This is a genomic window from Dokdonia donghaensis DSW-1 (assembly GCF_001653755.1).
Lineage (GTDB): Bacteria > Bacteroidota > Bacteroidia > Flavobacteriales > Flavobacteriaceae > Dokdonia > Dokdonia donghaensis.
This window is the reverse complement of sequence record NZ_CP015125.1, coordinates 80,749-92,946: the sequence shown is the minus strand read 5'-3', so window position 1 is coordinate 92,946 and position 12,198 is coordinate 80,749. Positions and strand designations below refer to the sequence as shown.

The following is a 12,198-nucleotide window of genomic DNA, read 5'->3' as shown; positions in this document are numbered from 1 at the left end:
CCAACTTTATATACATATGGAATCAGTAATTATTCTCATTTTTATTATCGGGTACCTTTCTATAACCCTTGAGCATCCTCTTAAACTTGATAAAACAGTGCCTGCACTTATTATGGCATCACTTATCTGGGCATTTCTAGCAGTAGGTTTTCACCTAGGCTGGTTTGACGTAATAGATACCTATGAGCAAGCTTATAGCTTGTTTCCTAATGGGGTGCCTCTTACGGGAGATGCCTTGCACGATGCAGAGCACGGTTTTGATAACACGCTTTTACACCACTTAGGTAAAACAGCAGAGATACTTATCTTCCTTATAGGGGCTATGACCATTGTTGAGATTATAGATCTTCACAGAGGTTTTGAAGTTCTTAAAGGAGCTGTAAGAACTCGTAGCAAGAAAAAGTTATTATGGATTATAGGGATACTAGCATTCATACTTTCTGCTATAATAGATAACCTTACCGCTACAATTGTACTTATTACCTTATTACGTAAGCTTATTGTAAACAGAGAGCAACGTCTTTGGTTTGCTGCAATGGTAGTAATTGCTGCAAATGCAGGGGGAGCTTGGTCACCTATTGGGGACGTTACTACTACAATGCTTTGGATTGCAGATAATGTTACAGCAATGGGACTTATCAAGTTTGTAATCATACCATCTGTAATTTGTTTTGTTATACCATTCTTTATTGCAACATACTTGCCAGCTTTTAAAGGCGATATAGTTGTAGATACACAAGAAGATGAAGAAGCAGGAAGATTACTAAGTAGTAAGACAATGCTTTTCTTAGGGCTAGGTATGATAGTATCTGTACCTATTTTTAAGACAATAACACACTTACCTCCTTATATGGGTATGATGCTTGCACTAGGTGTAGTGTGGTTAGTATCTGAGTACATTCACCCAGAAGAAGACTTTACAAAAGAGCGTAAGCACTTATACAGTGCTCACAAAGCACTTTCTCGTATCGAGATCTCAAGTATCCTTTTCTTTTTAGGAATATTAATGGCAGTAGCAGGACTTGAAAGTCTTGTATATGGTGTGTCTGAAGCTGGTGATCCAGTGGGAACATTACGTTATGTTGCAGAGATTCTTAATGGAGCGGTACCTAATCAAGATGTTGTGGTAGTAATACTTGGTATTCTATCTGCTATTATTGATAACGTGCCACTTGTGGCTGCCTCTATGGGTATGTATACTGCAGAGACAGACAGTTTATTATGGCACTTTATTGCATACTCTGCTGGAACAGGAGGAAGTATGCTTATCATAGGTTCTGCGGCAGGAGTTGCAGCTATGGGAATGGAAAAGATAGATTTTATCTGGTACCTTAAAAAGATCACGTGGTTAGCCTTTGTAGGGTTTGCTGCGGGAGCTGTTGCCTTTGTTCTTCTTACGGGAGGAACAATGGGTGCTTAAGTCTAGGCAATTTTCTAAAATAACGTTCGTTTCATTCTAAAGCCTCAATTAATAAACATATGCTTAATACACTTATTCAAGACGGAGCTCAAGATGCGGCAGATATACTTGCTACAGACGAGCCTGTAGAGAAGACATTATCTATCATAGATTTGCTCTTAACTGGAGGTACAGCAGGAATCATCATTATTGCCGTTCTATTTGTACTACTTTTTGTGGCTATCTATATCTACTTTGAAAGGCTATTTGCTATAAAAGCAGCTTCAAAAGTAGATGGTAATTTTATGAATCAAATAAGAGATAATGTCGCTTCTGGTAACATAGAAGGAGCAAAAATATACTGTGCTCAGGCTAACTCCCCTGTATCTAGATTAACCGCAAAGGGAATCTCTCGTATAGGAAGCCCTCTTGAGGATATTAATACAGCTATAGAAAATCAAGGGAAACTAGAAGTTTATAAACTAGAGCGCAATGTGAGTGTACTTGCTACCATAGCAGGAGCAGCTCCTATGATTGGGTTCTTAGGGACTGTAATAGGTATGGTACTTGCCTTTCATACACTAGCAACAAGTTCTGGACAAGCAGAGATGGGTACCCTTGCAGAGGGTATTTATACAGCGATGACCACTACAGTTGCCGGTCTTATTGTGGGTATTATCGCTTATATGGGATATAACCACCTCGTAGTACGTACAGATAAAGTAGTACACTCTATGGAGGCAAATGCCGTAGATTTCTTAGACCTATTAAACGAGCCTAGCTAGTATGAATCTGCGCGGAAGAAATAAAGTGAGCCCAGAGTTCAGTATGAGTAGTATGACAGACATTGTCTTTTTACTACTTGTATTCTTTCTGTTAACCTCACCAGCTATCACGCCAGATGCCCTAGATCTTATCTTGCCTAAAGCAAAAGGAAAAACCAGTAACAAGCAAAACCTATCTGTAAGTATCACAAAAGACCTTGACTATTATGTAAACAAGGAGCGTGTGACAGAAAACAGTATAGAAGGCTTTATCAATAGCGAGCTAGCCGGAGTAGAAGAACCTACCATTATACTAAGAGCAGAAGAAGGAGTGCCTATAGAAAATGCTGTAAAGATTATGGATATCGCAAACCGTAATAAGTATAAAATTGTACTAGCGGTAAGGCCTAACTAATTGATAAATGGTTTTTGGTACGCTTTCGCGAAAGCGTAATTACACTCTTAAATAAATATACCTTGGCATACCTAGATACCATACATAAACGCAAATCTTTCACCATAAGTAGTATTATTATGGCGATTATATTATTGCTTATGTTTATGGTGGGTATGAACTATATGGACCCACCAGAAGAAGGGGGTATAGCCGTAAACTTTGGAACCTCTAGTGTAGGTTCTGGTAATGTGCAGCCTACAAAACCTGTGGCATCTGCACCAAAAAATACAGCACCACAACCAGAGCCCACTCCACCAGAACCAGAGATTAAGGATGAGGTTGTCACGCAAGACACAGAAGATGCTCCGGTTATAGAAAAAAAACCAAAGGAAACTCCAAAGCCTAAGGTTGAGAAACCAAAAGAAAAGCCGGTAGAAAAACCAGTAGAAGAAGCAAAGCCAGATCCTAAACCAGATAAGTCTACCACAAGTGCACTAGACGCGCTTATTAATGGTCCTAAAAAGGATGGAGTAGCACAAGGAGGTGAAGGTAATGATAACCAAGCTGGAGATAAGGGCGACCCTAATGGTGACCCCAACGCATCTAGTTATTATGGTACCGGAAGAGGTCTAGATGGTGATGGTAACTACCAGCTAGGAGGTCGAAAAGCGCTAGGAAAACCAAAACGCCAGCAAGAGTGTAATGAGTCAGGAGTAGTTGTAGTGAGTATTGAGGTAGACCGTACCGGTAAAGTTATAAAAGCTACACCAGGAGTGCGAGGTACTACAAATAATACCCGTTGCCTTTTAGAGCCGGCAAAAGCAGCAGCACTTGCCACAAAATTTAATGCCGACTCAAAAGCGCCTTCAAAACAAATAGGAAAAATAGTATACCGCTTTAGTCTCTCAGACTAATAGTTGTAACACCTATCTTTATACCACAATGACATATCAAGAAACCTTAGACTGGCTTTTTAACCAGCTACCTATGTATCAACGTAAGGGAGCTGCTGCATACAAGGCAGACCTAAGTAACATAAATCTTCTAGCAGCACATCTAGGCAATCCCCATACCGCATTTAAAACCGTTCACGTAGCAGGCACAAACGGTAAAGGATCTACTAGTCATATGATGGCATCTGTTTTACAAGAAGCAGGTTATAAAGTGGGACTATATACCTCACCACATCTCAAAGACTTTAGAGAGCGCATAAAAATAAACGGTGAGCTTTGTAGCAAGCAGTTTGTAATGGGGTTTGTAAAAAAGCACAAAGCCTTTTTTGAAGAGCATCAACTATCATTTTTTGAAATGACTGTAGGTATGGCCTTCTCTTATTTTGCATCAAAAGAAGTAGATATTGCGATCATAGAGGTAGGCTTAGGAGGTAGGCTAGATGCTACAAATATTATTACGCCTGTACTTTCGGTTATTACGAATATTGGTATGGATCACACGCAGTTTTTGGGTGATACCATCCCGCTTATAGCTGCAGAGAAAGCAGGTATTATTAAAGAGAATGTACCGGTTGTCATAGGTGAGTATAATGAAGAGACAGAGGAGGTTTTTAGTACGCTTTCGCGAAAGCGTAATGCACCCCTCCACAAAGCCTATGATTTTGATTTAATGCCTATGCAATCTGACCTAGTGGGAGATTATCAAAAAAACAACATACGTACTGTTCAAGTTGCGTTTTCTGTGTTGCAAGGAGCTAGTTTTCACGTAGGGATACAGCATATCGCAAAGGGATTAAAGAACGTTGTGAAAAATACGGGCCTCCAGGGAAGATGGCAAATATTACAAGAGGAGCCAAAGGTGATTTGCGATACTGGGCACAATAAGGAAGGGCTCACTTATGTGATGAATCAATTAGGTCAGGAGCGTTACAAGAATTTACATATTGTACTTGGCGTAGTTTCAGATAAGGATTTAGAGAGCATTTTACCATTATTTCCGGGATATGCCTCTTATTACTTTTGTAAACCTGCCGTACCAAGAGGAATGGAAGTACAACACTTAAAAAAGGAAGCAGAAGGCTTAGGACTTAAGGGCAAAGCATATCCTAGTGTAGCAGAGGCTTTTAAGGCAGCAAAAAAGGTTGCAGGAACCAGTGATCTTATTTTTATAGGCGGAAGCACCTTTGTTGTAGCAGAAATAATTTAATTTTTATTGCAAAAGATTTTACACTATTAAACTTTAATTCTATATTTGCACCCGCATTGAAATAATGGCAACGCTATCTTTTTAATGTCACTTGACTACATAAGTCGGGGCGCTTAGCTCAGTTGGTTCAGAGCACTTGGTTTACACCCAAGGGGTCAGGGGTTCGAATCCCTTAGCGCCCACAAACAAGAAACGATAAACTTGTCTAAAAATAATCGGGCGCTTAGCTCAGTTGGTTCAGAGCACTTGGTTTACACCCAAGGGGTCAGGGGTTCGAATCCCTTAGCGCCCACAGAGGCTTCCAGAAATGGGGGCCTTTTTTTGTTTTTATGAATTACTACGTTTACATATTATTCTCGCCGCATCTCAATCGCTATTACATCGGCTCTACAAATAATGTCGAGAATCGACTCAAGAAACATTTGTCAAGTAGTAAGGGATTTACTTCAAAAGCTAAAGATTGGGAAATAAAGTACACAGAGACTTTTACGACTAGGAGTGAAGCTGTGCAACGCGAGTTGCAAATTAAAAAATGGAAAAGTAGGGTTATGATTGAGAAGCTTATTAAAGGAGATTTATAGCTCATTAATATACTCAGAGCATCCCGATTTTACATCGGGAGAGTCAGGGGTTCGAATCCCTTAGCGCCCACAGAGGCTTCCAGTAATGGGGGCCTTTTTTTGTTTTTATGAATTACTACGTTTACATATTATTCTCGCCGCATCTCAATCGCTATTACATCGGCTCTACAAATGATGTCGAGAATCGACTCAAGAAACATTTGTCAAGTAGTAAGGGATTTACTTCAAAAGCTAAAGATTGGGAAATAAAGTACACAGAGACTTTTACGACTAGGAGTGAAGCTGTGCAACGCGAGCTGCAAATTAAAAAATGGAAAAGTAGGGTTATGATTGAGAAGCTTATTAAAGGAGATTTATAGCTCATTAATATACTCAGAGCATCCCGATTTTACATCGGGAGAGTCAGGGGTTCGAATCCCTTAGCGCCCACAGAGGCTTCCAGAAATGGGGGCCTTTTTTGTTTTTATGAATTTCTACATTTACATATTATTCTCGCCGCATCTTAATCGATATTACATCGGCTCTACAAATGATGTCGAGAATCGACTCAAGAAACATTTGTCAAGTAGTAAGGGATTTACTTCAAAAGCTAAAGATTGGGAAGCCAAGTACACGAGGAGCTTTGCGACTAGGGCAGAAGCCGTACAACGCGAGCTGCAAATTAAAAAATGGAAAAGTAGGGTTATGATTGAGAAGCTTATCAAAGGAGATTTATAGCTCATTAATATACTCAGAGCATCCCGATTTTACATCGGGAGAGTCAGGGGTTCGAATCCCTTAGCGCCCACGAAGGCTTCCAGAAATGGGAGCCTTTTTTTATGGATTATTTTTTCTTTATACTATCTTGTAATGCATTACTTATAAAGCAACTATCAGTCATTGAGTATATGCAGCAGGTGATTAATTCTTTTATATGCGCTCTTGTGGTGTAACATTATGTATTATTGATATACTTATGCACTAACAAAAACCATATATATGATTTTAAGTTTAAAGAATGTCTCAAAAACGTACCCTAACGGTGTAAAAGCCCTTGATAATGTAACCATAGATATAAAGGCAGGAATGTTTGGTCTACTAGGACCTAACGGGGCAGGAAAGTCTTCTCTTATGAGAACTATTGCAACATTACAAGAGCCAGATACAGGTGAGATAGACTTTAATGGACTTGATATACTTAACAACAAAATTGAATTTAGAAAAACACTTGGGTACTTACCTCAGGAGTTTGGAGTATACCCTAAAATGAGTGCCAGTGACTTGCTACATTATTTTGCAAGCCTAAAAGGAATTACAAATAAAGCGGAGCGTACAGCTATTGTAGATAAAGCGCTTGAGGTGACTAACCTAAGTGATGTGCGCAATAAACACGTAGCAGGATATTCTGGAGGGATGAAGCAACGCTTTGGTATCGCCCAGTTATTACTTAATAATCCAAAACTAATTATTGTAGATGAGCCTACAGCAGGTCTTGATCCAGCAGAGCGTCATAGATTTTTAAATGTATTACGTGAGATAGGGACAAACCACATTGTTATATTTTCAACACACATTGTAGATGATGTAAAAGAATTATGTACAGATATGGCAATTCTTAATGGAGGTAAAATCTTATCGCAAAGCACTCCAAAGGAATTAGTGCAAAGCCTAGAGGGACATATCTGGAAAACTACAACCTCTAGAGAAGGTGTAGAAGTATTACAGAATAGCCATAATGTAATATCATCTAGCTTTAATGATTCAAACGATCTAGATGTGCGAGTTTATAGCGAGAGTATGCCAGGAGAAGGTTTTGAACCAGTAGCTGCCACACTAGAAGACGTGTATTTTACAACACTCAATAAGAATCAATCTCAAACGGTAGCATAGTTATGTTTAGTACTATCTATCTACACGAGATAAAGACGTGGTTTAAGAAACCGCTTTTTTATATATTTTCTGCCATAATGTTTTTACTAGCTGTACTTATAATGGCAGCTGGCTTAGGCGTTTTTAGTAGTGATAATGTTACAGTGACTAGCAATGTTTATCTTAATAGTCCGCTGGCTATAACGGGTATTTTATCACAGCTGGCAATGCTTGCTTATCTATTAATTCCTTCTATTACAGGAGGCACAATAGATCGAGATTTTAAAAACAATATGCACAATGTTTTGTACTCGTACCCGCTTACTAAGGTGCAGTACTTACTTGCCAAATTCTCGGCAGCAATAACCATTAACTTATTAATAGCTATCGCTACCATATTAGGTCTACTTGTAGGATCTGTCCTTCCAGGATCTAATGAGGCACTTTTGGGACCTTTTAGTTTATGGAATTATGTACAGCCATTTGCTTTTATCATATTTCCTAATGTGCTTTTTTACAGTGCGATTGTTTTTGCTATAGTCGTGTTTACTCGTAATCTCAACATTGGATTTATGACCGTACTCACGATGATTATTATCCAGCTTATAGCGACAAGTATGGCAGATAATGCAGACGACACCTTTTGGTATGCGCTTTTTGACCCTATGGCAAATGTGGCACTAGCAGATGCTACAGAGTACTGGACACCAGTTGAGCAAAACAATAAATCTATACCTATGGTGGGTACTTTACTTTACAATAGATTATTGTGGGCAGGCATATCCTTTGGAATCCTCTTTTTAATCATTGCACGTTTTAACTTTCAGCAGCACGCTATGCGCTTTAATTTCTTTAAGAAAAAGGCAATTAGAGCAGTAAAGAAAAATTCTAGTAAAATACAACGCATAGAGATGCCTGCTGTCACTACAGACTTCTCAATAGTGGGGCAGTTTAAGACCCTATGGCAGCTCGTAAAAAGTGATACTAAATACATCATTACTGGATGGCCGTTTATAATCATAACCTTTCTAGCTATTGTACTGACCTTTGTAATGATGAGTTTCTCTCAACTTATATATAATACGGCAATCTTACCAAAAACGTGGACAATGCTCGCAGAACCATCTGCATATATCGTGTTGTTTTCATTCTTGCTCATACACTTATATTCTGGATTTTTAATGGACAGAGCAAAGGCTGCTCATATCAATCAGATTGTAGATGTAACACCTACAAAAGATTGGGTCTTTCTAGTCTGTAGAGGTATTTCATTATTCTTAATGACAGCTTTTTTGCAAGTTGTATTAATACTTTGTGGTCTCGCTTTTCAAACCCTTAAAGGCTTTTATGATTACCAGATAGACCTTTATGTTTTTCAAGCATTTTTAATTAACGTATGGAAATATGTACCGTGGATATTACTGGCATTACTCGTACATACTTTAATTAAAAATAAGTGGGTGGGTCTGGTAACCTTACTCGTTATAGGTATAGGAGTTCCATTACTTCAAAATGCGATAGGTGTCCAGCAAGCTATTTTTGACTTTAACTCTGGAGGAACGCCTAGCCCGTCAGATTTTGATGGTTATGGTACCGTACTACCACGTTTTTATACGTTTAGGGTATATTGGATTGCTTTCGGTATCATTTTACTTATGGCGGCTATACTTTTCTATAGACGTGGTATGGGGGCTACGGCAAAGGCGCGTTTTGCTTTCGCGAAAGCGAGATTAACTACACCCATCATTACCACAGCACTAACAAGTCTCATTGTCTTTTTAGGAATAGGTAGTTATTCTTGGTACATAAATAATGTAGAAAATGAGTTGCTCACAGGTAAAGAAAGAGAAGAATTACGCGTGCAGGCCGAAAGAGATTTAGGAAAATATGCCGGTATCCCACAGCCACGACTTGTTGCTGTAAATACTTTTATGGATATGTATCCAGAGTCGCGTGATTTTAAAGCTGGGGCAACATTTACAATGGTAAATAAAGACTCAGTAGCCATAGATACCCTGCACGTAAACCTCACAGATTACCCTACAGAAATCACATTAGACCGTGAGGCAGAGATTGTTTATGATAATGAAGATTATAACTATAAAATGTACGCTTTCGCAAAAGCAATGCAGCCTGGAGATACATTGGTATTTAAGTTTACAATGGAGAATGAGGAGAACAAATTTTTAGACGATAAGTCTCCTATTTCTACAAACGGAACTTTTGTAAACTACGGGATGTTTCCTTCTATAGGGTATGATGAGCGTTTTGAAATACGTAATACAGAGGTTCGTAGAAAGTATGACCTCGCGCCTAAAGATAGAATGCCAGACCCAGACACCCCGGGAGCAAGAGATCGTAACTACATAGGAGGATATAGTGACTGGATAGACTTTGAGGCAACCTTGAGCACGGCTCCAGATCAAATTGCAATCGCACCAGGATACCTCACAAAAGAGTGGGAAGAAGATGGACGTAAGTACTATCACTATAAGATGGACTCTAAGATGCTTAACTTTTACTCCTTCTTAAGTGCTTCTTATGAGGTCAAGAGAGAAGTGTATAATGGTATTAACCTTGAGATTTATCACCATCCAGATCACACATATAACTTAGACCGTATGATGAACGGTATGAAAAAGGGACTAGACTATTACGGTAATAATTATACCCCATACCAGCATAAGCAGGTGCGTATTATTGAGTTCCCAAAGGCTTACGGAACTTTTGCACAGGCATTTGCAAATACAATCCCTTTTAGTGAAGGCTTAGGTTTTGTAGCAGATGTAGATGACGAGGATCAAGATGCGGTAGACTACCCACTGTCTATTACTGCTCACGAGCTTGCACACCAGTGGTGGGCACACCAGGTAATAGGTGCGCCTGTAAAAGGAGCTACATTGTTATCAGAAAGTATGTCTGAGTATAGCTCACTTAAGGTGTTAGAAAAAACGTATGGAAAAACCCAAATGCGCCGTTTCTTAAAAGATGCTATGGATGGTTATCTCACAGGTAGAACAGCCGAGCAAATAAAAGAACAGCCGTTAATGTATAATGAAAACCAGCAGTATATTCACTATCAAAAAGGGTCGCTAGTACTTTACGCAATGAGTGACTATCTAGGTGAAGACGTCTTTAATGGAGTTGCCAAAAGATTTGCAGAGAAGTATCAATTTAAGGCCAGTCCATATCCTACGGCTACAGAGTTTGTAAATGACTTAAGAGCGGTAACACCAGACTCATTACAATATCTTATTACAGATATGTTTGAAAAAATCACACTGTATGATAATAAAGTAGATGAGGCTAGTTATACAGAACTTCCAGATGGTAAGTATGCTGTAAATGTAAACGCATTTGTGAGTAAATATCACTCTCAGAAAAAAGGTAAAAAGCAATTTGTTTCAAAGCAAGGAGACAGTATTACTTATACGCCAGAGGGAGAAGAAGATGCAATAGTATCACTGCCACTAAGTGATTATATAGAGCTTGGTATCTTTGGAGAAGAAAATGAGGAGACAGGTGATGAGAACGTTCTATACTTACAGAAGATAAAGGTGAGCGATATCAATAACAATTTTGATATCATCGTAGATCAAAAACCTGTAGAAGCTGGTATAGATCCATTTAATAAACTCATAGATAGAAGAGGAAGTGATAACCGTAAAAAGGTAACAGAAAACACCGCTACTATAGAAGAGTAAAACTAGATACATCGCTTATAAGCAAACAAGCCTCACTCAATTAAGAGTGAGGCTTGTTTGTTTATGTCATTTTCTACAGTACTAGTTACTTACTTCAATTATAGTTTCTGCTAGGGTAGGGAAGTGCCACTCTAGATTTGATCTATCTAAGAGTCTAAAATTCCCTCCGTCATCCCAAACTATAGGTAATAGACCACGTGCTAAACTTTGCTCAACATAAAACTGCATATAGGCTTCTCTAGTGCTTGTGTTATCTCTGTCTATAGCGCCCCACTCGCCTAATATTACAGGACGTCCTTGTTGTACAATCCATTTTTCTCTAATGTAGTCAAATTCATTTTCGAGTTGTGCTTTCTCTTCATCTGTTCCCCAGTTTGCTGTGCCATCTTCTTGACCCGTAAATGGCCAAGGAAAATAGGTGTGTAAAGAAACTATAAGGTGGTCATCTTCTGGCAGTACAAGTCCATCCATCGCCGCGGGTGTTGTACTTGCTGCATAGGTACTTATCATAATGTGACGACCTAGGTTGTTGCCTCCAGTAGCTCTTATAGCATTAAGCGCTGTCTGGTGATACTCATTGAGGATTGTTCTTCCCTCTTCTGTACCGCCAGACCACTCTTCTGGAGAGTTAAGAAGTCTATTTTCATTAAGTGTTTCAAAGATGAGTTTGTCACCATAACTCTTAAATCGATCTGCTATTTGTGTCCATAAACTTGCTAGTCGTTCTTTTGCGGCCGGTGCATCTTCTGTAGTAGGACGTAACCAGGCATTATCGTGATGCACGTCTATAATAACGTGCATATCCTTACTTATTCCATAATTTACTGTCTCTTGCACTTGAGTCATAAAATCTTCATTAACAGTATATGGTGCTGTAGACTGCTGGTCGTATACCCACGTGATAGGTACTCTTAGTGTTCTAAAGCCCATCTCGTATACCTTATCTATAACAGCTTGTGAGGGTAATGGGTTTCCCCAGGCGGTTTTATCTGCATTTTCTACATCTAGGCTATTACCAAGATTCCATCCTATACCCATTTCGGCAACAAGTGTTGTAGATGAGATGTCTCTTATAGCACCTGGTATGTCTATACTTGTATCTGCCACAGGGTTTTCATCTTCTGGAAGATTTTGATTTGTTGTTTCTGGCGTTTCGTTGTCAGAGCAGGCCAGCGAGCTTATACTTATAAGTATAGGTAAGATGTACTTGTGCAGCTGTAGTTTCATAATTTAATAGGTTTGTGTATTCCCTTTTTGTAAAAAAATTCTATTAAAATTACAAAATATAAAAACATAACATTGCCTTAGTGTCATAAGGCAATGTTATGTGTAATAAGATATTTGT

11 protein-coding genes and 2 tRNA genes are annotated in these 12,198 nt (G+C 38.9%); 12 read left to right on the top strand and 1 reads right to left on the bottom strand.

The features are described from left to right. The first annotated feature begins 16 nt into the window (after positions 1-16). The 12 genes from nhaD to I597_RS00355 all read left to right on the top strand — a co-directional run bounded on the left by nhaD (position 17) and on the right by I597_RS00355 (position 10,853). Positions 17-1,420, top strand: a complete 1,404-nt coding sequence (gene nhaD, locus I597_RS00410; RefSeq protein ID WP_035325468.1) for a sodium:proton antiporter NhaD — start codon at positions 17-19, stop codon at positions 1,418-1,420. 59 nt (positions 1,421-1,479) lie between these two features. Then, the gene (locus I597_RS00405; RefSeq protein WP_021778196.1) at positions 1,480-2,184 is read left to right on the top strand and encodes a MotA/TolQ/ExbB proton channel family protein; all 705 of its coding nucleotides are present in this window, start codon (positions 1,480-1,482) and stop codon (positions 2,182-2,184) included. A gap of 1 nt (position 2,185) precedes the next feature. Then, positions 2,186-2,578 carry an ExbD/TolR family protein gene (locus I597_RS00400; protein WP_035325466.1) on the top strand — a complete coding sequence of 131 codons (393 nt, stop codon included), beginning with the start codon at positions 2,186-2,188 and terminating at the stop codon, positions 2,576-2,578. Positions 2,579-2,640: 62 nt separating this feature from the next. Then, a complete protein-coding gene (locus I597_RS00395) occupies positions 2,641-3,474 on the top strand; it encodes a hypothetical protein (protein ID WP_035325465.1) in 834 nt (277 codons plus the stop codon). Between the two features lie 28 nt (positions 3,475-3,502). Continuing rightward, a complete protein-coding gene (locus I597_RS00390; protein WP_035325463.1) occupies positions 3,503-4,720 on the top strand; it encodes a bifunctional folylpolyglutamate synthase/dihydrofolate synthase in 1,218 nt (405 codons plus the stop codon). 107 nt (positions 4,721-4,827) lie between these two features. Further along, a tRNA-Val gene (locus I597_RS00385) sits at positions 4,828-4,902 on the top strand. Between the two features lie 35 nt (positions 4,903-4,937). Further along, positions 4,938-5,012, top strand: a tRNA-Val gene (locus tag I597_RS00380). A gap of 37 nt (positions 5,013-5,049) precedes the next feature. Then, positions 5,050-5,301, top strand: coding sequence for a GIY-YIG nuclease family protein (locus I597_RS00375; RefSeq protein ID WP_035325461.1), 252 nt, complete (start codon positions 5,050-5,052; stop codon positions 5,299-5,301). A gap of 107 nt (positions 5,302-5,408) precedes the next feature. Next, positions 5,409-5,660 (top strand): GIY-YIG nuclease family protein, encoded by a 252-nt coding sequence (locus I597_RS00370; RefSeq protein WP_064497398.1) that lies wholly within the window; start codon positions 5,409-5,411, stop codon positions 5,658-5,660. Between the two features lie 85 nt (positions 5,661-5,745). After that, a complete protein-coding gene (locus I597_RS00365) occupies positions 5,746-6,018 on the top strand; it encodes a GIY-YIG nuclease family protein (protein WP_316931556.1) in 273 nt (90 codons plus the stop codon). 261 nt (positions 6,019-6,279) lie between these two features. Then, positions 6,280-7,170 (top strand): ABC transporter ATP-binding protein, encoded by an 891-nt coding sequence (locus I597_RS00360; protein ID WP_035325460.1) that lies wholly within the window; start codon positions 6,280-6,282, stop codon positions 7,168-7,170. Between the two features lie 2 nt (positions 7,171-7,172). Continuing rightward, complete coding sequence (locus I597_RS00355) at positions 7,173-10,853, top strand: ABC transporter permease/M1 family aminopeptidase (protein ID WP_035325454.1); 3,681 nt, start codon at positions 7,173-7,175, stop codon at positions 10,851-10,853. An 81-nt stretch (positions 10,854-10,934) separates the two neighbouring features. On the opposite strand, the gene I597_RS00350 is transcribed toward I597_RS00355, so the two are convergent. Beyond that, positions 10,935-12,080, bottom strand: coding sequence for a glycoside hydrolase family 5 protein (locus I597_RS00350; protein ID WP_052111791.1), 1,146 nt, complete (start codon positions 12,078-12,080; stop codon positions 10,935-10,937). Positions 12,081-12,198: the final 118 nt, after the last annotated feature.

Bases quoted from the DNA above. Each gene is read 5' to 3' on its own strand.
- I597_RS00405 (WP_021778196.1), top strand. From the start codon at position 1,480: ATGCTTAATACACTTATTCAAGACGGAGCTCAAGATGCGGCAGATATA.
- I597_RS00365 (WP_316931556.1), top strand. From the start codon at position 5,746: ATGGGGGCCTTTTTTGTTTTTATGAATTTCTACATTTACATATTATTC.
- I597_RS00355 (WP_035325454.1), top strand. From the start codon at position 7,173: ATGTTTAGTACTATCTATCTACACGAGATAAAGACGTGGTTTAAGAAA.
- I597_RS00370 (WP_064497398.1), top strand. From the start codon at position 5,409: ATGAATTACTACGTTTACATATTATTCTCGCCGCATCTCAATCGCTAT.
- nhaD (WP_035325468.1), top strand. From the start codon at position 17: ATGGAATCAGTAATTATTCTCATTTTTATTATCGGGTACCTTTCTATA.
- I597_RS00390 (WP_035325463.1), top strand. From the start codon at position 3,503: ATGACATATCAAGAAACCTTAGACTGGCTTTTTAACCAGCTACCTATG.
- I597_RS00400 (WP_035325466.1), top strand. From the start codon at position 2,186: ATGAATCTGCGCGGAAGAAATAAAGTGAGCCCAGAGTTCAGTATGAGT.
- I597_RS00375 (WP_035325461.1), top strand. From the start codon at position 5,050: ATGAATTACTACGTTTACATATTATTCTCGCCGCATCTCAATCGCTAT.
- I597_RS00360 (WP_035325460.1), top strand. From the start codon at position 6,280: ATGATTTTAAGTTTAAAGAATGTCTCAAAAACGTACCCTAACGGTGTA.
- I597_RS00350 (WP_052111791.1), bottom strand. From the start codon at position 12,080: ATGAAACTACAGCTGCACAAGTACATCTTACCTATACTTATAAGTATA.